General features: G+C 60.1%; 22 protein-coding genes and 3 pseudogenes. 10 read left to right on the top strand and 15 right to left on the bottom strand.

Annotated elements, in window-relative coordinates; all coding sequences use genetic code 11:
- The coding region (locus tag BLL36_RS28515; protein ID WP_130925931.1) for an IS3 family transposase at window positions 1–94 on the top strand (94 nt) is incomplete at its 5' end.
- A 153-nt stretch (window positions 95–247) separates the two neighbouring features.
- Here BLL36_RS28515 and BLL36_RS28510 read toward each other — a convergent pair.
- The 3 genes and pseudogenes from BLL36_RS28510 to xth form a co-directional block, all read right to left on the bottom strand.
- The gene (locus BLL36_RS28510) at window positions 248–472 is read right to left on the bottom strand and encodes a DUF2188 domain-containing protein (RefSeq protein ID WP_076954926.1); all 225 of its coding nucleotides are present in this window, start codon (window positions 470–472) and stop codon (window positions 248–250) included.
- Window positions 473–493: 21 nt separating this feature from the next.
- Window positions 494–3,070: pseudogene (gene ligD / locus BLL36_RS28505) on the bottom strand (DNA ligase D); the annotation flags it as partial.
- Between the two features lie 90 nt (window positions 3,071–3,160).
- Window positions 3,161–3,922, bottom strand: a pseudogene (gene xth / locus BLL36_RS31855) (exodeoxyribonuclease III); the annotation flags it as partial.
- A gap of 235 nt (window positions 3,923–4,157) precedes the next feature.
- Here xth and BLL36_RS28500 point away from each other — a divergent pair.
- Window positions 4,158–4,406, top strand: a complete 249-nt coding sequence (locus BLL36_RS28500; protein ID WP_076954924.1) for a hypothetical protein — start codon at window positions 4,158–4,160, stop codon at window positions 4,404–4,406.
- Window positions 4,407–4,413: 7 nt separating this feature from the next.
- Here BLL36_RS28500 and BLL36_RS28495 read toward each other — a convergent pair whose 3' ends face one another.
- Together BLL36_RS28495 and BLL36_RS28490 are read right to left on the bottom strand one after the other, a co-directional pair.
- On the bottom strand, window positions 4,414–4,650 hold the full coding sequence (locus tag BLL36_RS28495; RefSeq protein ID WP_083735353.1) for a hypothetical protein: 237 nt from the start codon (window positions 4,648–4,650) through the stop codon (window positions 4,414–4,416).
- 174 nt (window positions 4,651–4,824) lie between these two features.
- Complete coding sequence (locus tag BLL36_RS28490; protein ID WP_076954923.1) at window positions 4,825–5,001, bottom strand: con-10 family general stress protein; 177 nt, start codon at window positions 4,999–5,001, stop codon at window positions 4,825–4,827.
- A 311-nt stretch (window positions 5,002–5,312) separates the two neighbouring features.
- Between BLL36_RS28490 and BLL36_RS28485 the strand changes: the two genes are divergently transcribed.
- Genes BLL36_RS28485 through BLL36_RS28475 form a run of 3 tightly spaced genes read left to right on the top strand, consistent with a single transcriptional unit; the run spans window position 5,313 to window position 6,511 of the window.
- Entirely contained in the window at window positions 5,313–5,534 is a 222-nt protein-coding gene (locus tag BLL36_RS28485) for a PLD nuclease N-terminal domain-containing protein (protein WP_076954922.1), read from the top strand.
- Window positions 5,535–5,539: 5 nt separating this feature from the next.
- Window positions 5,540–6,055, top strand: a complete 516-nt coding sequence (locus tag BLL36_RS28480; RefSeq protein ID WP_076954921.1) for a hypothetical protein — start codon at window positions 5,540–5,542, stop codon at window positions 6,053–6,055.
- Between the two features lie 12 nt (window positions 6,056–6,067).
- Entirely contained in the window at window positions 6,068–6,511 is a 444-nt protein-coding gene (locus tag BLL36_RS28475) for a DUF421 domain-containing protein (protein WP_076954920.1), read from the top strand.
- A 7-nt stretch (window positions 6,512–6,518) separates the two neighbouring features.
- Here the strand turns inward: BLL36_RS28475 and BLL36_RS28470 are convergent, their stop codons facing one another.
- The 6 genes from BLL36_RS28470 to BLL36_RS28440 form a co-directional block, all read right to left on the bottom strand.
- Window positions 6,519–10,661 carry a CheR family methyltransferase gene (locus BLL36_RS28470; protein WP_076954919.1) on the bottom strand — a complete coding sequence of 1,381 codons (4,143 nt, stop codon included), beginning with the start codon at window positions 10,659–10,661 and terminating at the stop codon, window positions 6,519–6,521.
- A gap of 463 nt (window positions 10,662–11,124) precedes the next feature.
- Window positions 11,125–11,367, bottom strand: coding sequence for a hypothetical protein (locus tag BLL36_RS28460; protein WP_076954918.1), 243 nt, complete (start codon window positions 11,365–11,367; stop codon window positions 11,125–11,127).
- Complete coding sequence (locus BLL36_RS28455; RefSeq protein WP_076954917.1) at window positions 11,364–11,621, bottom strand: DUF6555 family protein; 258 nt, start codon at window positions 11,619–11,621, stop codon at window positions 11,364–11,366. The genes BLL36_RS28460 and BLL36_RS28455 overlap by 4 nt, the downstream gene beginning before the upstream one ends.
- Before the next feature lie 97 nt (window positions 11,622–11,718).
- Entirely contained in the window at window positions 11,719–12,000 is a 282-nt protein-coding gene (locus BLL36_RS28450; protein WP_076954916.1) for a hypothetical protein, read from the bottom strand.
- A 46-nt stretch (window positions 12,001–12,046) separates the two neighbouring features.
- Complete coding sequence (locus BLL36_RS28445; protein ID WP_076954931.1) at window positions 12,047–13,357, bottom strand: SDR family oxidoreductase; 1,311 nt, start codon at window positions 13,355–13,357, stop codon at window positions 12,047–12,049.
- An 81-nt stretch (window positions 13,358–13,438) separates the two neighbouring features.
- Complete coding sequence (locus tag BLL36_RS28440; RefSeq protein ID WP_076954915.1) at window positions 13,439–14,203, bottom strand: OBAP family protein; 765 nt, start codon at window positions 14,201–14,203, stop codon at window positions 13,439–13,441.
- 245 nt (window positions 14,204–14,448) lie between these two features.
- Between BLL36_RS28440 and BLL36_RS31130 the strand changes: the two genes are divergently transcribed.
- The 5 genes from BLL36_RS31130 to BLL36_RS28420 all read left to right on the top strand — a co-directional run bounded on the left by BLL36_RS31130 (window position 14,449) and on the right by BLL36_RS28420 (window position 18,193).
- Window positions 14,449–14,595, top strand: a complete 147-nt coding sequence (locus BLL36_RS31130; protein ID WP_165448124.1) for a hypothetical protein — start codon at window positions 14,449–14,451, stop codon at window positions 14,593–14,595.
- Window positions 14,596–14,627: 32 nt separating this feature from the next.
- Entirely contained in the window at window positions 14,628–14,855 is a 228-nt protein-coding gene (locus BLL36_RS28435; protein ID WP_076954914.1) for a hypothetical protein, read from the top strand.
- Window positions 14,856–15,020: 165 nt separating this feature from the next.
- Complete coding sequence (locus BLL36_RS28430; protein ID WP_076954913.1) at window positions 15,021–15,905, top strand: manganese catalase family protein; 885 nt, start codon at window positions 15,021–15,023, stop codon at window positions 15,903–15,905.
- 66 nt (window positions 15,906–15,971) lie between these two features.
- Window positions 15,972–16,481 carry a ferritin-like domain-containing protein gene (locus BLL36_RS28425; RefSeq protein WP_076954912.1) on the top strand — a complete coding sequence of 170 codons (510 nt, stop codon included), beginning with the start codon at window positions 15,972–15,974 and terminating at the stop codon, window positions 16,479–16,481.
- A 110-nt stretch (window positions 16,482–16,591) separates the two neighbouring features.
- Window positions 16,592–18,193, top strand: coding sequence for a histidine kinase famiy protein (locus BLL36_RS28420; protein WP_197678458.1), 1,602 nt, complete (start codon window positions 16,592–16,594; stop codon window positions 18,191–18,193).
- Here BLL36_RS28420 and cyoE read toward each other — a convergent pair.
- The 4 genes and pseudogenes from cyoE to cyoB form a co-directional block, all read right to left on the bottom strand.
- Window positions 18,174–19,061: pseudogene (gene cyoE, locus BLL36_RS28415) on the bottom strand (heme o synthase); the annotation flags it as partial. The gene BLL36_RS28420 and the pseudogene cyoE sit on opposite strands and share 20 nt — an antisense overlap.
- Window positions 19,019–19,357: a cytochrome o ubiquinol oxidase subunit IV gene (cyoD, locus tag BLL36_RS28410; RefSeq protein ID WP_076954911.1), complete on the bottom strand. Its 339-nt coding sequence runs from the start codon at window positions 19,355–19,357 to the stop codon at window positions 19,019–19,021. The pseudogene cyoE and the gene cyoD, both read right to left, overlap by 43 nt.
- A 1-nt stretch (window position 19,358) precedes the next feature.
- A complete protein-coding gene (locus BLL36_RS28405) occupies window positions 19,359–19,973 on the bottom strand; it encodes a cytochrome o ubiquinol oxidase subunit III (RefSeq protein WP_076954910.1) in 615 nt (204 codons plus the stop codon).
- 3 nt (window positions 19,974–19,976) lie between these two features.
- Entirely contained in the window at window positions 19,977–21,950 is a 1,974-nt protein-coding gene (cyoB, locus tag BLL36_RS28400; protein ID WP_076954909.1) for a cytochrome o ubiquinol oxidase subunit I, read from the bottom strand.
- Window position 21,951: the final 1 nt, after the last annotated feature.

Genomic DNA, 21,951 nt, shown 5'->3' with positions numbered 1-21,951 from the left:
TAAATACATCCATTACTACAACCATACGCGAATCAAAGTGAAGCTTGGCGGACTGAGCCCTGTAGAGTACAGAGCTCGATCCGCTGCAGCCTAACCAACAGCTGTCCAACTTTTGGGGCGCACTTCACACCGCTATCGCGGGCAAGCCCGCTCCCACAGGGGGACTGCGCTTAACTGACTGGCATTACCAAGTTCGGGCCTTTTTCTTGACGTTAATGCTGCACGTCGGCAAGCAGCGCAGGTTTCACTAGCCCTTGGTTTTTCGGGGATCGGCGCTGCGAGGGTAGGTGCGCTCTTCCTCGATCGAACCGTCTTGCTTGTGAATCTTCAACGAGGCGGTCTTGCCCTCGAGAAACTCACTGGCCAATTTTACGATTTCGGCCTTGGTGGCCGCCGTCTTCGACGCGCGTTCCGCGCCTTGCTTCTTCAATGCCCAACCGTTTTCAGTCGGCGTGATGTGGAAGTCATCCATTTCATTTCTCCTGCAGTGGTGCTACTTGAGGCCGATGCGTTTACGCATTTGGGCCGTGATGGTTTGCTTGGTTCCAGGCAGATCCGCCCACGGATCCACGTCCAGTTCGCCCAGCCGCTCTTGAACGTTGCGGATGTTCCAGACGTTGGCGCCTTTGATGTCCTTGAGTTCGTCGCGAAAGATCGGTACCGACACCGGCAGCCCCTCGCGGCTGCGCGCGGCATAGGCGCAGATAGTGGTCGCGCCCAGGCCGTTGCGTAAGTAGTCGATGAAGATCCGGCCGACTCGATTCTTCGGCCCGGAAACCGCCGAGAACCGGTCTGGCAACAGCGTGGCGATATGTTTGACAATCGCGTGGCTGAAGCTTTTCACCGCGTCCCAGTCGGCTTTCGGGGTCAGCGGCACGACGATGTGGATGCCCTTGCCGCCGCTGGTTTTCAAGAACGACTTGAGGCCCAGTTCGTCCAGCACCGTCAGGGTCAATTCGGTGGCCTCCACCATGCTTTTCCACGGCAGCGCAGGGTCGGGGTCGAGGTCGAGAATGAAGCGATCGGGACGCTGCAGGTCCTTGGACACGGCGTTCCAGGTATGCAGTTCGATGGTGCTCATCTGCACCGCGCCCAGCAGCGCCTCGATGTTGTTGATCAACATCACCGGATGGCCCGTGGCTTCCTTGCCGATGATCTCGATGCCGGGGATCGCCAGGCGCTCGGCGTTTTTCTGGAAGAACAGTTCACCGCCAATACCGTCCGGGGCGCGCACCAGGGCGACCGGGCGATTGAGCAGCTGCGGCAGCAGCCATTCGGAGACGCCGATGTAGTAATCCGCCAAGTCACGCTTGGTCGAGCTGCTGCTCGGGTCAATTACCCGTTGGGGATGGGTGAGCCGGATTTTGGTTGAGCCACCGTCGCCCGCTTTGCGCTTGGCTTTGGTCGCAGCCGGTTGTTTGCTGGGCGATTTTTTCTCGCCCTTGGGGGCCGGGGCCGGGCGCTCTTCGACGATGGCCTTGGCCGGTTTGTCATTACGCAGGCCTTGGAACACGGCATGTCTTACCGAGCCGTCCTGGGTGATCTCGGCAAAGGCGACTTCGGCCAGAAGCGACGGCTTGAGCCAATGCACGTCCTTGGCCTCAAAACCCGTCGGCGGGTTGACCACCGCAGGCTTCTTGGTTTCCAGCGGGGTGAGCTGTTCGTAGATCGTGCTCAGGGTGACCTGGTTGAACCCAGTGCCAACCTTGCCCGCGTATTTGAGCGCGTTGCTGTCGGCATCATGCAGGCCCAGCAGCAGCGCGCCGAATTTACTGCGCGCGCCCTTTGGCTCGGTGTAGCCGACAATGACGAACTCTTGCCGGCGTTTACATTTGAGTTTGATCCAATCGCCGCTGCGCCGGGAAACATAAGGGCTGCCCACGCGCTTGCCGATCAGGCCCTCCATTTGCATCTGGCATGCGCTGTTGAGCAGTGCATCCGGTGTTTCGGCGAAGTCATCCGAATAGCGCAGTACTTCATCTTCACTGCGCTCCAGCACCTTGGATAAGGCTTCGCGTCGTTGCTCCACCGGCACTTCGCGCAGGTCCATGCCGTTGAGAAAAGGCATGTCGAACAGGTAGTAGACGATGCTGGCGCTGCGGCCAAGCTCGAAGGCGTTCTGCAGGGCCTGGAAGTCCGGCACGCCGCGCTCATTGGCCACGACCACTTCGCCATCGAGCCAGGCGGACTCCAGGGCGAGGCTGGCAATCGCCTCGGCCTGGCGTGGAAGCTTGTGTGTCCAGTCATGGCCATTGCGGGTGAACAGATGCACCTTGCCTTGATCCACACGGGCCATGATGCGGTAGCCATCGAACTTGACCTCGTAACGCCAGTCACCGTCGGGTGCGGAGTCCACCAGGGTGGCCAGTTCAGGCTTGAGAAGCTCGGGAAGCTCGGCCGGCTGGGCATTGACCAGCTGAGTGTGTGCCGGCTTTGCGCGCGCGGCGGCCGTCTTCTTGACGGGCTTGGGTTCTGCGGCTTTGCCCGGGCGCTTCTTCTGCACGAGGGTGCGGTCACTCAGCACGCTGTGGGGTTCAGCCTTGACGATGTCGTAATCGCTTTCCGGGCGCGCGAATTCGTCCTGGTGTTTGATCAGAAACCATTGCTCCTGCTTGCCGGGCATGTGCGTCTTGACCAGGTTCCACACGCCGCCGAGTTTTTCGCCCTGTAACTCGAATTTCAGTCGGCCTTTGGCGTAGGCCTCGGCGGGATCGGACAAGGGCTTCCAGATGCCGCGATCCCAGACGATGACGTCACCGGCGCCGTAATGCCCCTGCGGTATCGTGCCTTCAAACGTTGCGTAGTCCAGCGGATGGTCCTCGACGTGCACGGCCAGGCGTTTGGACTTGGGGTCCAGCGACGGTCCCTTGGGCACCGCCCAGCTTTTCAGCGTGCCGTTGAGCTCCAGGCGAAAGTCGTAATGCAGGCGCGTGGCGTCGTGCTTCTGGATGCAAAACTGCAGCGCAGTAGGCTCGTCGGCTTTTTTCCTGGTTGGCTTGCGTGGCTTTGCGGCGCCCGAGGGTTCCGAGGTCGCATCGAAATCACGCTTGCGGTTGTATTCATCAAGGGAGTCGGTGGTTTGCGGCGTCGCCTGCGTGTCGGCTGGGCTGCGCTTCGGGGCTTTTTTGGCGCTGGGTTTGCGCGATGAGATTTCGATCCAGGTTGGCGCGTGATCACTAGCGTGCTCTTCGCCGCGTACCCATGCATCCACACCGGCGTTTTTCAGATGAGGGGCGAGCACCGGGTTCAGCAGCAGATGGTCGATGCGCAAACCGGAATTCTTCTGCCAGTGCTGACGGAAATAATCCCAGAACGTGTACACGCGTTCGTCCGGATACAGGTGCCTCACCGAGTCGATCCAACCCTGGTCCAGCAGCCGTTGAAAGCATTCGCGGCTTTGCGGCTGGAGCAGGGCGTCCTTGAGCCATGAGCGGGTGTTGTAGATGTCGAAGTCGGTGGGCACCACGTTGTAGTCGCCCGCCAGCACCACTGGGTGTTCGCTGGCTTGCAGCGTCTGGGCATGGGAGATCAGGTGCTCGAACCACTTGAGCTTGTAATCGAACTTGGGCCCCGGTTGCGGGTTTCCATTGGGCAGGTACAGGCAGCCGACCACCACGCCGTGGGCCGCAGCCTCCAGGTAGCGAGACTGCGAATCGTCTTGCGCGCCAGGCAGGCCCTTGTGAATCAGCAGGGGTTCGGCGTCCCGTGCCAGAATGGCCACGCCGTTCCACGACGCCTGGCCATGGTGCAGGCAACCATAACCGGCTGCTTCGATATCCTTGGCAGGAAACGCTTTGTCCTGGGCCTTCAGTTCCTGCAGGCAGACGATGTCCGGGCGCTCTTTTTCAAGCCATCGCAGAAGGTTCGGCAGCCGCGCCCCTATGCCATTGACGTTGAATGTAGCGATCTTGAGGTTCTGCATGGGCTCGATCCTTTGCTCTACTCGCAACCTACTTATCGGAGTATCAGGAACCGGAGCGAGTTCTATTTGTTTGACGCTGCGCTTGTAGAAGGACCAGGCTCATCCAGATACTTTAAACCTTCTGCCCAGGCGCACTGTCGATTGCTGAAGACACTTTTGCAGGTAGAGGGAACATCAATGACAGGGGTTGCGGGCCTTGCCCATGACGACAACGGCATGCCAAACCGGGTGACGCTTGGAGCTTATTGATTGGGTGCAATGGCCGGCCATGGTCGTGACCGTCATCTCGGCGTGGTTTATCGGCTCTCAACGGCCTCGCCGGCGAATGATCGCGTTTTGGGGATTTATCCTGAGCAACCTGTTATGGGTTGTGTGGGGATGGCACGCCAATGCGTTTGGCCTGATTGCGCTGGAGTGCATTCTGCTGGGCATGAACGCCAGGGGCTTCAGGAAGAACCAGCGCAATCAGCAGACTTGCGAGTAAGTCGCGGTTATTGATTGCTGAAGTTCTTTTTAAACCCCCGCAGGTTCATTGTGCACAGACAGATCTGCAGCACGATCAGCGCGTACGCCTGCGCGTAGGCGCCCCAGATAACCCACAGGATATTGCTCAATATGAAACAGAAGAACCCGGCCATTCTTCTTGCCGGGCGTTGCGAGCCGATAAGCCATGCCGCGATCACTGTGACCACCATGGCGGGCCATTGAACCCAATCCACGTAACTCAAGATGCCTCCTCTAATCACTTGCGGTTTAAAGAAGAGAGGCTCCCAACGAAGAATAATTCAGATTTTTTGTAGTGAGCGGGCTCGCCCCGCGCTGGGTGGCGAAGCCGCCCCAATCCAGTGGCCTGCGCCCTTTATCAGCAGAAGGGGCAGCCAAGCTGCCCCCGTTTGGATCACTTACGACTTACGCCCGCCGCCATGGCTGTTCTGGCCGCCTTTGCGTCCCGCTTCCGAGGCTTTTTCCCGATCATTGGCAAAGTTGCCGCCGGACGATTGGCCGCCTTTTTTGCCGGCCTCGGAGGCTTTTTCACGATCGTTGGCGAAGTTACCTGGGTTTTTATTACTGGTTGTCATGGTCTTTCTCCACAATTTTTCAGTAGTTGGTTGTCGTGTCGCTCGTTACCCATTTATGCAACAGGTATGTATTCCGATAGCGGCGCGTTTGAAATTGTTTTGAGAGATTTTTAAACAGTCGATGAACGGTCGATATGCCCAATAAACTTGTACAAAGCGCAGTAACTACCGCCGCTTCGTATAATTATTTAATAGTGAATTGATAGCAGTGCAGCCGCTTCGCTTAATGGGCATGTGTTCCTGGCAACGGAAAAAGAATGAACCCCTGCCGCACTCTCCGGACCTAAATAAACACAAACAGGAGGTGCACCATGCAATTCACTTATCTCTGGATTTTCCTGGCAGTCATCGCGGTGTTGCTCGATCTGTGGGTGCTCAATAGTCTGTGGCGAAGCGAAAACTCATCGGGCAGCAAGGCAGGCTGGACCGCCCTGGTGGTGCTGTTGCCGTTTGTGGGAGCTGCTGCCTGGGGTATTGCCGGTCCGCGCGGCGTGACCAAAGGCCCGTCCTCAGCGGAACACAGCAAAGGTTGAAGCCGATGAAGCTGCCTGCGCACGAAGACCTGCACAGCCGCCGGTACCCGATCAACGAGGACATGGCCCTGCAACGCAAGGTCTGGCGCTTCGAACGGTTCGGTTGGTACGCCATGGTGGTCATCATGGGGCTCACCTTGGCCGGGCTGTTCTCCAAAGGGCCGCTGAGCACCACCCAGGTGCGCAGCGCCGATGGGGCGGTGCGTGTGGAGTACCAACGCTTCCTGCGCAACGGCTCCTCGGACGTATTGGTGATCCATCTGCAGGGCAAGGCGCGCGAGCCGCTTGAGGTGGCAATCAGCGGTGAGCTGTTGCAGGGCTTCGATATTGAAATGCTGCAGCCGCAACCCCTCAAGGCCAGTACCGCGGGCGAGGGCATGAGGCTTTGGCTGCTCAGCGATGATGACGGCAAAGCGGTGTTGCACCTGACTTTGCGCAGCGACGGCGTCGGCAGTTTCGACACCCAGGTCGCACTCGCCACGGGTGCGACCGTGCGCCTATCACAATTCATTTATCCCTAGGGGTCAGCCAGCATGGACTCAGTATTGCGGGCGGCGGCCATTTACCTGGTGCTGCTGGTGCTGTTCAAGATCGCCGGCAGGCGCTCCCTGGCGGAACTGACCACCTTTGACCTAGTGTTGTTGATGGTGATCGGTGAAGCCACGCAGCAGGCGCTGCTGGGCGATGATTTTTCGCTGACCAACGCCGTCCTGGTCATCATCACGCTGATCGCCATCGACATTGGCTTCTCACTCGTCAAATTGCGCTCACGCGGGTTCTCCCGCGTGCTGGATGGCGGGCCGACCATTGTGGTCGAACATGGCAAGGTGCTCCACGAGCGCCTCAAGCGCGCGCGGATGGATGAAAGCGATATTCTCGAAGCGGCCCGCTCCGCTCAAGGTATCGTCCAGATCGATCAGATCCAGTTCGCGATTCTCGAGCGCAACGGGAAAATCTCCGTAATCCCTTATCAATAAGCCCAGCCTAACGGCTCGACTGACGCAGCTTTTCGATCAGGTTGATCAGCGACTCATGGGTCACGGGTTTGCTCACATGGCTGTTGAAGCCTGAGTCAGCGGTCTTCTTCTGGTCACTGCTGGCACCGTAGCCGGTCAACGCGATGGCCGGAACCTGGTGCAGATGGCCGATCTTGCGTAGCTTGCGCATCAGTTCGTGGCCGTTCATCTTCGGCATGCCGATGTCCGAGATAATCAGGTCGTAATGGGTCTCGCGGGCCGTTTCCAGCGCGCTCAGCGGGTCACTGAACGCGCTGACCTGGGCGCCTTCCATCTCCAGCAGCATATTCAGCACTTCCAGCACTTCGGCGGAGTCGTCCACCAGCAGCACCTTGACGCCGTTCAGGCGTTCATTCTCGGCCTTTGCGTCGGCAGTGTCGGGCAAGTGGCTCTGTTCGCTGAGGGGCAACTTGATCGAGAAGGTACAGCCAAAACCCAGGCCCTTGGAGTAGACACTTACCGACCCACCGTGCGCCTCGACCAGTTGGCGGACCAGCGACAGGCCAATCCCCAGCCCTTCACGCTGATGGGTCTGATGCTGGTTCTCCGCCTGCCCGAACAAATCGAAGATCTTTTCCAGGCTGTCTTCGGCAAGCCCGGCGCCACTGTCGATGACGTCCAGTTGCGCTTGACCTTCCGAGCGGCTGAGCACCAATTGCACTTGCCCGTCTTCCGGGGTGAATTTGAGTGCATTGTTGACCAGGTTCCAGATCACTTGCTCGATACGGGTAGGGTCCACGTCCACGATCAGTGAGCCGGGCACCGAAGGCGTTTGCAGGGTCACTTGGCGGTGACGCCCGTCGGCGAGCACCACGCTGTGGATGTCCTGCAGCGTGCGAATCAGGTCGACCGGTTGTTTCTTCAGCTTGAGCTTGCCGGTGCGCACCCGGGCGACATCCAGCAGGTCGTCAATGATGCGCGCCTGGCTGGAGACTGCTTCGCAGATGGTATCCACCGCCCTGACCGCCGGGCCCGCCGCCTTGGTAACCGGCAAGCGGCGCAGCAATTCGGCGTTGAGCTGGATCAGGTTCAGCGGGTGTTTGAGTTCATGGGACATGACCGCGAAGAATTCATCCTTGAGGTGGCTGTTGGTCTGGGTTTCCATCAGCCGCTGGCTCTGTTCTTCCTGGGTGCGCTTGTGGCCGGTCAGGTCACGGGCAATCTTGACGTAGCCTTGCAAGCTGTCGCTCTTGAGCAGGGTGACCTCACCGCTGCAATAGAAGCGGCTGCCATTCTTGTGCACGTGCCAGCGTTCGTCTTCGCCGCGCCCATGTTCGCGGGCCGCGCGCAACTCGCTCTCGGGGATGCCGGCGGCGCGGTCTTCCGGGGAGAAAATCAGGTCGTAGTAAGCGCCCAGCACTTCGTCCTTGGTATAGCCGAAGATCAGCTCGGCACCGGTGTTCCAATCGGTGATGGCGCCATGGTCGTCCAGGATGATGATGGCAAAGTCATGGGTGCTTTCGGCCACCAGGCGCATGCGTTCTTCACCCAGGCGCAGTTCCTCTTCGGCCAGGCGCCGTTTGGTGATATCGATAAAGGTCAGCACGGTGCCGTCAATGTGGTCTTCGCTGGAGCGGTAGGGCAGCAACCGCGCGATGTACCAGCGGCTGTCCTTGCTGCTGATCTCGCGCTCGATCATGCTCAGCGATTCAAACACGGTGGTGGCGTCATCGGTCATTTCCGGGTAGTGGAGTCGGTGCGTGATGTCCATCAACGAGCGCCCCGTGTCCACCGGCAGCATGCTGAAAATATCCGTGGCGCGCGGGGTGAACCAGCGGATGCGCATGTTGCGGTCGACGAATACCGTGGCGATGTCGGTGGAGGCGATCAGGTTGGTCAGGTAGTCGTTGACCTTGTCGGTCTCTTCAACCTTGGTCTTGAGCTCGTAATTGACCGTCAAGAGTTCCTCGTTGATCGACTGCAGCTCTTCCTTGCTGGTTTCCAGCTCTTCAGTGGCCGAACGCAGTTCTTCGTTGACCGCCTGCATCTCTTCGTTGGAGGCCTTGAGCTCTTCGCTGGAGACTTCCGCCTGCTCGATGGTGTCCTGCAGGTGCAGCTTGGTGCGTTGCAGCTCGCGTTCCAGGTTGCTCATGATCGCGTTTTCCGCATGGCTGACGCTGGCGGCGTCGGACTGCTCGGGGTCGACTACGGTTTCCTGGAACATCACCAGCACGTAGTCGCTTTCGGTGGCCTCATCGCGGTAGGGGCGAGCGGTGATGTCCACCAGGTAAGTGCACTGATCGCGCTGGATGCGCACCTTGCGCGAGGTCACCGGGATATTCGATTGCTGGACCTGGAACAGTGTCGTGCGGATATCCAGGCGCAAATCGGGATGGACCAGGGCCAATAGATTGTGGGTGATTTCCCCGGCCACATAGCGCAGGTAGCGCCCCGCGCCTTCGCTCATGTGCAGGATATCGGCCTGCAGGTCGACAATGACGCTGGGCGGTGCGGCCTTCTCCAATGCGCGCAGGTGCATATCGGCGAATGAACGCTTGGTGGGCGCCTTGATTTCCGCCGCAGCGACCGGGGCGTTGGCACGCACATAGCCGCCTCGCGGCATGGTGGGCGCGCGGCGAACCGCCGAGGAGCCGGCGCGCACGCGAAAGATGCGGTTGCGCTTGTCCACCGGCACGAACAGGTCCTGGCAGCCGTCGGCCGACTCCGAGGAACCCAGGAACAGGTAGCCACCGGGGCGCAGCGCAAAGTGGAACAGTTGCAGGATCTCGCGCTGCACTTCACGGTCCAGGTAGATCAACAGGTTGCGGCATACGATCAGGTCGATCTGCGAGAATGGCGGGTCCGCCAGCAGGCTGTGCTTGGCGAACAACACCCGCTCGCGGATTTCCTTGCGCACCCGGTAGTGCTGGTTTTTTTCCTTGGAAAAGTACTGGCGCAAACGCGACGGCGGTACGTCAGTGATGATCGCTTCGGAATACACTCCGCTGCGGCCATGGCTGATGGCGCGCTCGTCAATGTCGGTGGCAAACACCTGCATTTTCGCGCTGCTGGCGTCCAGCGCCAGTTGTTCGGCCACCAGCATCGCCAGGCTGTAGGCCTCTTCCCCGGTCGAACAACCGGCTGACCAGATGCGCACTTCCTCGCGGTGCGGCACGCTGTCTTCCAGGGACTTCACCAAGTTCGGGATCACATCACGCTCTAGGGCTTCGAAGGCTTCGCGGTCGCGGAAGAAATTGGTCACGCCAATCAGCATGTCACCCAGCAACGCCTTGGTTTCTTCCGGATGCGCCTGGAGGTAGGTGTAGTAGGCGGCCAGGTCGGGCTGGGCGGTGACTTGCAGGCGCCGCTCAATGCGGCGCAATACGGTGGCGCGTTTGTAGTGCTTGAAATCGTGCCCGGTACTGGCGCGCAGTTGGATAAGGATGTCGAGCAGCAACTGTTCGGCCACCGCCGCGTCGCGTTCGGTCACGGGTGGGGTGGTGTGGATCTCGGGGTCATTGGCGTTGGGCAGGATGATCGACTGGGCGTTGCGCCATAACTCCAGCAACTTTTGCGGCATCTCCACCACGGGCAGTACCAGATCGACCATTTGCGTCTCGATCGCCGCCAGCGGCATGCCGTCGAATTCGGCATCTTCCGGCGCTTGCACCAGGGTGATGCCGCCTTGTTCCTTGATGCGCGAAAGCCCCACCGCGCCGTCGGAACCGGTGCCTGAGAGGATCAGGCAAAACGCGCGCTCTTTGTGGGTGTCGGCCAAGTCGCGAAAAAACAGGTCGATGGCAATGTGAGTGCCGCCTTCACGTGACGACGGCGATACGCCCAGATAACCATCATTCATCATCAACCGCTGTGCAGGCGAGATGACATACACGTGGTTTTTTTCAATGGGCGTGGTGTCATTGATCTGCACGACCGGCAAGCCCGTCGACTCCTGGATGATCTTGTCCGCCACGCTCTGATGATCGGGAGACAGGTGCAGTACCACCACGAACGCCATGCCACAGTCTTTGGGCATGTGCTCGAAAAATGCTTTCACCGCTTGCAGCCCGCCCGCCGACGCGCCAATGCCGACCACTGGAAAGGTCAGGGTGCTGGGGGTCAGATCCTTGCGTTGCGGAACGTTGGGGGACCGCAGAGGGGCAGACTTCATAAATACCAACCTTGGTTAACTGCGCACGAGAAGAGCGTGTAGGGGCACGAATTCCAGCGAGGGTGATGAGTGAGCGGGAGGTGAAATATAGCTGAAAACCTGCTCGTAACAGAATGCCTGCGTGCCGAACTCGATCACTTCTCAGGACCTTTACTCTTGGTTGAGACGAGCGTGTTGCAAAGGTTTATACAAACTGACGAGTGGTGCGGTGGTCTTGACAATGTGGGAGCTGGCTTGTCGGATCCCAGCATAGGTATCTACACAACTTTGTAGTGAGCGGGCTTGTCCCGCGCTGGGTGGCGAAGCCGCCCCAATAAAGACACCGCGTAGTTTCAGACAAACCCAATTCGCCTGGTTTGGGGCGGCTTCGCCCCCCAGCGCGGGACAAGCCCGCTCACTACAATGTGTAGATACCTATCGCCATCGCAGGCAAGCCAGCTCTCACAGTGGAAAGCGCCGGTGATTACGGTTTACGCATCGCCCGGCGGATGCGCATCCAGTCCCGATAAGCCGCGGTGCGTTGCTCCTCCGCGGCTTTCTTGGCTTCCAGAAAGCGCGTCCAGGTTTGCGCCTCGCCGCTGTAGTTCTCGATGATCTTGTACGCTTGCGCATCCAGGCGATCAGCCTCGAAAAACATCTCGGTGTTGTGCGCGATCTCGTCGTCCCACGTTTGCCCTGTTGTGTAACCAAGAGTCTGGCTGTTCATTGTGTGAGGCCCTCCGCCCACTGGATCGCTTCGGCGCCGCTCCAGCGCACGTCGGTGATGCCGTATTTCTCGGCCATCGGTTTGGACACGCGCTTGAGGGTGTGTTGACCAAATCTGGGTATGACTGCCACGCCGGCATCGCAACTGGCCCAATGCCATGCCTCGGCATTGTTCATTTGCGCGGCACGCACGATGAAAGACCTGTGTTCACCGTGCAGCCTATACCGGATAGTGAATAAATCGTTGTGTTTCATGAGGACTCCTTATGCTCATGAAGTACAGATATTTGACGCCACGGAAAATTCAAAAAACTGTCAGACAATTCGATGACCGAGATCAAGACTTATACAATCAGTCATCCACTGTAAAAGTTACCCAGCCAGGCCCTTCGACAGGGCGCTCTATCTCGGCAATCACGCCGCTCACAGAGGTGCCATCCGGCAAGTTGACGGTCACAAAGGTGGGGTTGCCAGGCCACTCCAATGGCGAGTCGAAATCCAGGCGCACGATAGTGGGTTTGCCGCTGCTGGACATCCGGATAGCGACCGAGTCATTCAGGCGCTCATCCGATTCCGTTCCCAGATGGCGCGAGGCCGTGATGACGCTGGCGGTTCCTTCGAAGTTATAAGACATGCTGGATTACCTCTTGCAAAAAAGGGGGGCGGTCGCCCCCAGGAGTTCATTTATGCCGCGTGTTGTTCGAACGCAGGTTGCGTGCGACGGCAACGCCGCCCAGTAACAGAACGGCGCCCGCTGCGGCCAGCCAGTAAGACGTGTGGCGGGGTTTTCGCTGGCCGCCTTCGACGCGTCGCTCGCCGCTTGCCGGTGTGAACAGGTTGCCCGACGACGTGGCGGCGCGGGAGCTGCGCTCCAACCCCCGACGGGTCAGCCAACCGGATAATTGGGGGAAAGCAGGCAGCAAGAAATGCGCAACGCGCGCAACGGTGGCGGCGGCGCCGACGGTGATGCTGTTCTTCGGCTGCAGCGCACAAGCCACCATCGCCTGTGCAACCCGCTGTGGATCGTAGACCGGTGGCGGCGGCTTCAGCGCGTGGCCGGTGAAATTGCCGCCGTCGCGAAAACCCGGCGTGTCCATCACCGCCGGGTAGATGTCGCACACGTGGATATTGGGGTAGCCAACCAATTCGCCGCGCAGCGCTTCAGATAACCCACGCAAGCCGTACTTGCTGGCTGAGTAGGCGGCGGCGTAAGGCTGTGCAACCCAGCTGCCCAATGACAAGGTGTTGATCAGAATCCCGCTGTTCTGCGCCTTGAAATAGGGCCACGCGACGTAGGCACCACGCAGGTAGCCAAGCAGGTCCGTTTGCAGCACCTGCTCATGGGCTTCCAGCGGGGTTTTCTCGAAATCGCCGACCGCACCGACCCCGGCGTTGTTGATCCAGATATCGATCCGGCCATTGCCAAAGGCGGCGGCCTGTTCGGCCAAGGCGCGCATCTGCTCGCCCTGGGTCACGTCGGTTTGCACCGCCAGCGCCTGGGCACCGAGGGCCGCGCATTCCTCGACCACATCGGCCAACGCCGCTTCGTCGCGGGCGGCCAGTACCAGGCGGGTGCTCTGTTTGGCAAAGGCATGGGCCGCGGCGCGACCGATGCCGCTGGAAGCGCCGGTGATCACTACCGTCTTGCCGTGCAGTTGGCCGTTGCGCTCAGCGTCGGCAGGCGCGGGCTCGGGCGCGTCCTCCGTTGCGTGCACAGCCGTCTCATGCAGTTTCAGCCGGGCGCCATCGCTGAGTATCAGCGTGAGGTCTTCGATCGTGCCGGCGACGCGGTCGGGGAAGACCGGTTCGCCGGTGGCGTCGAGCTCGTCATAGATAAACGTCTGGCCTTCGAGCCAGCCGACTGCGGTGAGCAATTCAGGTTCCAGGTAGTACTTGCCGTCCAGGAAAAAGCCGCTGAAGTGCTTCGTTCGTTCCAGGCTGTCCACTGTGTAGCGTTCGCCAGGTCTCATTCCGGTTGCTGGATCAATCATGCTGACATCCTCCATTCGCTGGTCTTGGGATAGAGGCGGGCCAGCAAATGATCGTTCAATCCAAATGCCCGAGTGGCGTGATTAGTGGCGATGAGGTGTTTCGGTCGGGTCGACGATCTGGATGACGTTGCCCTGGCGCCATGCATCCGCACCCGGCGCGATGGGCGCTGCGATGATGTCCGCACGGGCCTTTTTCTTATCGCTGCTGTTGATTCCCAGCCGCTGGTCGCGCTCGGCAACCATGGCCGGGTCAGCCTGGCCGTCAGCGGTAAAGCCCATCATCAATTGCGGCACGCCCAGTGGCAGCTGTTTGTTGAGGTCGGTGTGCCAGGTGTGCCAGGTCTTGCCATAGGTGTTGACCAGCTTGTTCATCAAGGCATGCTCGGCGACGTCGGGGATGCCCGGCGCAACCAGTTGCCCGGACTTCACTTCATGCACATGGCTGTGCCACAGCGCCTTTTCAGCCGCAGGCAGCGTGTTGAACAACTGCTTGCTGATGATGTACTCCACGCCCATCAACTTGGCATCCTGGCGATTGCCGTCGTAGATCACGCACTGGATCACCTCTTCGTTGAGAATCGAGCAATAGTGATGGGCTTCCATTTGCACATCGGGGTGGCCGTTATAGAAGTGAAAACCGTCCAGGTAAGCGTTCAACGCATCGATGGGCGGGCGCGACTGGAGCATCGCGGCGCCCGCATCCAGCGTTCGGGTGGTCGGCGATTTCTCGGCACCGGGTGCCACCACATTTGATGCGGAATCGTTACCGGCGCAGGCTGTCAGCACACCGAGGGATGCTGCCAGGCAGAGCGATGGGAGGGTGGTCGTGCGGTTGGCTTTTTTCATGGCTCAGTCCTTCCGTGGTGATGCACAAGGCCAGAGAGGAGGCCTTGCCAGGTTAAGGTTTGCCACTGTTTAGAAGGAGGTCCCCAAGAGGCGTTCAATCGGTTTTTGCCTGGGACCACTCGTCAGCCTCGGGTCGATTTGATTGAACACTGAGGCGTTTGCCCCGGCCAGATAAAGGGTGTGCTGACGAAGTTCGGCTTCGTCTTGCCAGGTTGAATCACTCGACTTACAGCAGGTGAACAAGCATGAAAAAACTAACCATGTGCCTTGGGCTGTGCAGCGTGTTTATGCTCCACGGCTGCTTTGACAGTGGCGACAACGCCACCAAAGAGAATACCGACGGCAAGGCTTCGGTGCAGATGCAAGAAGGCAAGGCAGACGAGAGCAAGTAAGGCTTCCATCCTGTGACCTGGAGATTTTTTCCATGAAACATGACCCATCCAACACCCAGAACCGCCCCGTTGAAGATCTGGGCCAACCTAACGACGACGGCAATGTGATCGGTACTGCCGGACGTGACGAGGACCCCAATGCGGCCACCGACTGGGACCATCCCGGCACCCTTGAAAAGTCCGGCGAAGCCGACGTCTTGCCACCCAACGGGACGCCTGAAATCGACATCGTTCCCTCTGATAACGAGCGTGCCGATTGAATGCCTGGCATCGCGTACGGCCGTTTCGCTTGGCCATTCAGGCGTAACCGCTGGTCGAGATATGCGTAATTTTTTTGAAATTTCCAGCGCCGGTTATTTCACATGACAGTAGGCGCGCATTTGCAAAGTGCCGTCTCTTTTCGATTAGCCCGAGGAGATTTGTTCATGTTTCTACATAACAAGCGACTTCAATACACCGTCCGTGTCGCCGAGCCTAACCCCGGCCTGGCCAACCTGCTGCTGGAACAGTTTGGCGGCCCTCAGGGGGAACTGGCGGCGGCGTCCCGCTACTTCACCCAGGCCCTGGCTGAAGACGATCCGGGGCGCAAGGATCTGCTGATGGACATCGCCACCGAAGAGCTCAGCCATTTGGAGATCGTCGGCTCCATCATCGTGATGCTCAACAAGGGCGCCAAGGGACGCATGGCCGAAGGCGTGGAAGAAGAGGGCGAGTTGTATCGCTCGCTTAACGGTGCCGGCAATGACTCCCATGTCACCAGCCTGTTGTACGGTGCCGGTGCGCCGTTGATCAACTCCGCCGGTGTGCCCTGGACAGCGGCCTATATCGACACCATCGGTGAGCCCACCGCGGACATGCGCTCCAATATCGCGGCCGAAGCCCGCGCCAAAATCGTCTACGAGCGGCTGATGAATGTCACGGATGACCCGGGCGTGAAAGAGGCGCTGGGCTTTTTGATGACGCGGGAAATCGCGCATCAGTTGTCCTTTGAAAACGCGCTGCATTCGATTCAGCCGAACTTCCCCCAAGGCAAGCTGCCTGGCATGCCCGAATTCACGCAGGTCTACTACAAGATGTCCCAGGGTGCAGGAGGCATGCGTGGCCCATGGAACCAGGGCGAAGAGTGGGAGTTCGTGGAAAGCCCGCAACCGGCGGTCGATGGTGGCGATGGCTTGGCCAGCGTGCAGTTGGACGCCGACGACGAAGCGACATTGAGCGCGATGAAGATCCGCACGGCCTCGGACCCGACGAGCGACCCCGTGACTGGCGCTGACTTGGGCTCGGGAATGCAACCCAAACCCGAGATTTGACGCGGCACAGCCGTACGCTTTCGGGCGTGCGGCGCATGCCATTTTTTCATCAAGAGGACTAACGACATGGCGACTCCACAGGAAAACCTGCTCGATTGGCTGCGTGATGCCCATGCGATGGAGCAGCAGGCCGAAAAAATGCTCAAGGCGCAATCCGAGCGCCTGGAGCACTACCCGCAGCTCAAGGCGCGGATCGACCAGCACATTGAGGAAACCCTCGGCCAGCAGCAGCTGATTGATCAGTGCCTGGCGCGCCTGGGCGGCAGTTCGTCGACCCTGAAAGACATGGGTGGCAAGCTGATGGCGTTCGGCCAGGCGGTCGGTGGCTCGTTGATGAGTGACGAAGTCATCAAGGGCGCAATGGCCGGGTACGTGTTCGAAAACATGGAAATTGCCAGCTACACGGCGCTTATCGCCGCTGCGAAAGAGGCCGGTGATTTGGAAACCCAAGCGGCCTGCGAAAAGATCCTGCCGCAGGAAATCGCCATGGCCGAGTGGCTGCTTGAGCATTTGCCCGAACTGACGCAAGCGTTCCTGCGTCGCTCAGCCGACCCCGATAAAGAAGCCAAGCGCTGATGCAACGCGCGGCGCCCGACCCATGCGGCGGGCGCCTGTTCAGCGCAGGGTGGCACTGTGCGACATTTTTACGGTCCATGGAACACGCACCACGTAATTGGAGGTGAACCTTGGCAAGCAAGAAAAAGCCCGTGGTCGACCGTATCGATCCAGCGCGGCTTTCTTCCAATCGCAAAGACCTGTTTTTCGCGGCCATGCAAACCAGCCAGAGCGCGATGATCGTTTGCGACCCCGCCCAACCCGATAACCCGATCATCTTCGCCAATCAGGCGTTCCTGAGGCTGACGGGGTATGAACAGGATGAAGTTATCGGGCGCAACTGCAGGCTTCTGCAAGGGCCTGAAACCGACAAACGTGCGCTGCTGCAAGTGCAGCGTGCGATGACATGCCGCCATGAGGTGTGCGTGGAAGTGCTCAACTACCGTAAGGATGGCTCGACGTTCTGGAACGAAGTGTTCATTTCGCCGTTGTTCAATGAGCAAGGGCAACTGGTGTACTTTTTCGCCTCCCAGTTGGACGTGAGCCGGCGTCACGACGCGGAACTGCGCGTGCGCCGCGCCCAGGACCTGGAGGCCCTCGGGCAACTGACCGGGGGCATTGCCCACGACTTCAATAACCTGCTGCAGGTGATGGTCGGTTATCTCGAACTGATCCAGCAGAGCGCCCAGCGCCCCGGCGCCGATCCGCAGCGCATCTTCAACGGCGCCAGCCGCGCCAGGGCCGCCGCCGAAAAAGCCCAATCCTTGACCCAACAGTTGCTCGCGTTCTCGCGCAAGCAACGCCTGGACAGTCGCGTGATCAACCTGAACTCCTTGCTGGGTCGCACCGATTTCATGGCGCAGACGCTGCAGGATGTCCAGCTGCATGTGGAGCTCGCCGAGGGCCTGTGGAACTGCCGTCTCGATCCCGCGCAGGCGGAGCTGGCGGTGCGGCACTTGTTGTCCAACGCCCAGGATGCGCTCGAAGGACGCACCGAGCCGACCGTGACGGTGAAGACGTGCAATGTTCAGGTTCCGGGCGACGCCAATGCGCAACGCGACGGGCTGGCCGAGGGCCGCTACGTGGGCATCTCGATCAGCGATAACGGCAACGGCATCGACGAGAGCGTCCAGGAAAAAGTGATGGAGCCGTTTTTCACCACCAAGGAGGAGGGCAAGGGCTCGGGGCTGGGGTTGTCGATGGTGTATGGCTTCGTCAAGCAATCGGGCGGCACTGCACGCATCTATTCCTACCCAGGCGTGGGCACGACGGTGCGCCTGTATTTTCCGGCGGACGACAGCCAGCTCTGGGTCGAGCAGACGCCCGCGGCCACTTCGCTGCAAGGCGACGAACGCATCCTGATTGTGGAGGACCGGCCCGAAGTGGCGGAGTTGGCCCAGGAAATTCTGGCCGACTACGGTTATCGCACCGACATTGCGCACACGGCCGCCGAGGCATTGGACCGGCTCGCCGGCGCGACCTACGACCTGGTGTTCAGTGACTTGATCATGCCCGGCGAGATGAATGGCGCGGTACTCGCGCGCGAGATAGCGCGCTTGTATCCGCACACCAGGGTGCTGCTCACGACGGGCTACGCGAAGGATTCGCTGGAGCGTGCCGATATACAGGTACATGACTTCGAGCTGATTGCAAAACCCTATCAGCCGGCTGATTTGCCCAGGAAGATTCGCACGTTGCTCGACACAGCGTGGACAGCGCCAGCATCAGGTTGAGGGCCATCACCAGCAGAATCGAGAAGCCGAAGATCGAGCGCGCCCAGCGCGCTGGATCGACCCGGCGCACGCTGCTGTTGGCGAGCGCCAGCCAGTAACCGCCGAGGGCGCTGACCACGGCGAAATACAGGATGTCCATCTGGGCCACCACGCCCAGCACCAGGGTGCTGGCGCAGAAGGCCAGGGTGTACGCCTGTATTTGCCGGTGGGCTTGAGACAGGGTCAGCAGCGGCAGGCGCGCCGCGCGGAAGTCCTCGCGGCGCATCACGGTGATGGCGTGTGAATGGGGCATCTGCCAGCAGCAGAACACCAGCACCAACATCAGCGCCGTGGCGTCGAACCTGGCGCTGACCGCGCAATAACCGATCACCGGCGGCATTGCCCCGGAGAGGCTGCCGACCAAGGTGCCCCAGTGCGAACGACGCTTGAGCCAGAACGTATAGACCCCCGCATAGATCACCAGCCCGACCAGCGCCAGCAAGCAGGCCAGCAGGTTGCTGCCTGCCCAGAGCAGGCCGAAACCGCTGACGCCCAGGGCGATGGCATAGCTGGCGGCGGTGGGCACCGCGATGGTCCGCAGCGCCAGCGCGCGATGGCAGGTGCGCACCATGCGCCGATCGATGTCCCGATCGGCGCAATTGTTGATGACACACCCGCAACCGATCACCAGGGCGGTACCGAGTAGGGTGGCCAGCAGGTGCGCGGGGTCTGCCAGGCGCCCGCCGCCGGCGAGGAAGTAACCCCCCAGCACCGACGCGAGATTACCGAAAATAATCCCTGGCTTGGTCAGTTGAACCCCCGCATTGAGCAGCCCCAGCCAGTACCTCAGTGCGCCAGCATGTTGTGGTGAATACTGCCCATGATCCATAGCGAGAGCCCTACCAGCAAAAGAATGATGACCGCCGAGAAAATCAGCGCAACCAGGTTCCAGCGTTGTTCCTCGGCCGTATCCAGATGCAGGAAGAACTTGAGGTGGACCACGATCTGGATAACCCCCAGCGCCACCACCAGCCAGGCGGTGACGGTGCGCGGCAGCGAAGGGAACATCACCAGGGCGAAAGGGATCAGGGTCAGCAGCACCGACAGCAGGAACCCGACCAAATAGGAGCGGCTGCTGCCATGGCTGCTACCGGCGCTGCTGTGAATCGAACTTTGCTTGTACATGTCACACCACCCCCAACAGATAGACCACGGTAAAGACGCAGATCCACACCACGTCCAGGAAGTGCCAGAACAGGCTCAGGCAACTGAGCCGGGTGGCGTTGGTGTTGGTCAGGCCTTTCTGGCGGATCTGCACCATCAGCACCGCCATCCAGATCAGCCCCGTCAGCACGTGCGCGCCGTGGGTGCCGACCAGGGTAAAGAAGGCGGTGAGGAACGCACTGCGGTCCGGTCCGTAGCCTTCTGCGATCAAGTGGTGGAATTCGTTGATTTCCATGGCGATGAAGCCGGCGCCGAGCACGAACGTGAGCCCCAGCCAGCGCAGCACCTGGCTCTGCTGGCCACGGTTCATCGCCAGCATCGCGTAGCCATAGGTGATGCTGCTGAGCAACAGCAGCATGGTTTCGGCAAGCACATAGGGCAGTTCGAAAATATCCATGGTCGACGGACCGCCCGCCACGCTGTCGCGCAACACCGCATAGCCGGCGAACAGGGTCGCGAACAGGATGCAGTCGGTCATCAGGTAGATCCAGAACCCGAAAACGCTCAGGGAACCTGCGTCCTCATGCCCATGTTCCTGGGTATGAGCGACGTCTTTTTCAATCACGGTATTGGACATGGATCAAGCCTCTGCCAAGTCTTTGAGACGTGCCGTTTCGATGCGCGCGACTTCTTCGGCGGGCACGAAGTAATCAGTGTCTTCGTCGTAGCTGCGCACTACGAACGCGACCACCGAAGCCACCAGCCCGAACGCCGCCAGCCACCAGATGTGCCAGACCAGGGCGAAGCTGCAGATCAGCGCGAACAGGCTGATCACCAGGCCCGAGGCGGTGTTGCGCGGCATGTGGATGGCGCGGTAGTCGGTGTGGCTGAGGGTGCTTACGCCGCGCTCTTTCATGCCCCAATAGGCGTCCAGGTCGCTGACCTTGGGCTGCTCGGCGAAGTTGTACAGCGGCGGCGGGGAGGAGGTGGCCCATTCCAGGGTGCGTCCGTCCCACGGGTCGCCGGTGAGGTCGCGGTATTGGTGACGGTTGCGGATGCTGACGTACAGCTGCAGAGCCTGGGAGATTACGCCGCAGAGGATGATGAGCACGCCCAGCACTTCCAGCAGCAGCCACGGCCGCCATTCCGGATTGTCGAAATGGTTGAGGCGTCGGGTCATGCCCATGAAGCCCAGCACGTAGGACGGCATGAAGGCGAAATAGAAGCCGATCAACCAGCACCAGAAGGCGATGCGGCCCAGCTTGTCGTTCAAGCGGAAGCCAAAGGCCTTGGGGAACCAGTAGGTCAGGCCGGCCATGTAGCCGAACACGGCGCCGCCGATGATCACGTTGTGAAAATGCGCGATCAGGAACAGGCTGTTGTGCAGCATGAAGTCGGCGCCCGGCACTGCGAGCAGGACCCCGGTCATCCCGCCGATACTGAAGGTCACGATAAAGCCCAGGGTCCACAGCATCGGGGTTTCGAAGCGCACCCGGCCACGGTACATGGTGAACAGCCAGGTGAAGATCTTCACCCCGGTCGGCACCGCGATGATCATGGTCATGATGCCGAAGAACGCGTTGACGTTGCCTCCCGCGCCCATGGTGAAGAAGTGGTGCAACCACACGATGAACGACAACACGGTAATCGCGATCGTCGCCCATACCAGCGACACGTAACCGAACAGCCGCTTACTGCTGAAGGTCGCGGCGATCTCGGAAAACACCCCGAACGCCGGCAAGATCAGGATGTACACCTCCGGATGCCCCCAGGCCCAGATCAGGTTGACGTACATCATCGGGTTGCCGCCGGCTTCGTTGGTAAAGAAATGCATGCCCAGGTAACGGTCCAGGGACAGCATCAGCAGGGTGGCGGTGAGAATCGGAAACGACGCCAGGATCAGCACCGAAGTGCACAGCGCATTCCAGGTGAACACCGGCATCTTGAACAAGGTCATGCCTTCGGTACGCATCTTCAGGATCGTGACGAAGAAATTCAGCCCCGTCAGTAGCGTGCCGATGCCGGATATCTGCAGTGACCAGATGTAGTAATCCACCCCGACCCCGGGACTGTAGGCCAACCCGGATAACGGCGGATAGGCGACCCAACCGGTTCGCGCAAACTCCCCGATCCCCAGTGATACGTTGACCAGCAGGGCACCGGCCACGAACAGCCAGAAGCTCAGCGCGTTGAGAAACGGGTAGGCCACATCGCGTGCGCCGATCTGCAACGGCACCACAACGTTCATCAGGCCGACCACGAAGGGCATGGCCACGAAGAAAATCATGATCACGCCGTGGGCGGTGAAGATCTGGTCGTAGTGTTCCGGCGGCAGATAACCCGGCCCGCCGCTGGCGGCCATGGCTTGCTGGGTACGCATCATGATCGCGTCGGAAAAACCGCGCAGCAGCATCACCAGCGCGACGATGATGTACATGCAGCCGATCTTCTTGTGGTCCACCGAAGTGAACCACTCGCGCCACAAATAGCCCCATTTGCGTTTCCAGGTAATGGAGCCGACCATCGCCACGCCTATGAGGCCGACGAAGGCCAGCGTGTACATCACAATGGGTTCAGTGGTTGGAATCGCGTCCCATGACAGTTTTCCGAACATT

The sequence above is a fragment of the Pseudomonas cedrina subsp. cedrina genome, from assembly GCF_001983175.1.
GTDB lineage: Bacteria > Pseudomonadota > Gammaproteobacteria > Pseudomonadales > Pseudomonadaceae > Aquipseudomonas > Aquipseudomonas cedrina.
Note: the sequence above shows the minus strand (reverse complement) of the source record. Positions and strands in the feature narration are given on the sequence as shown.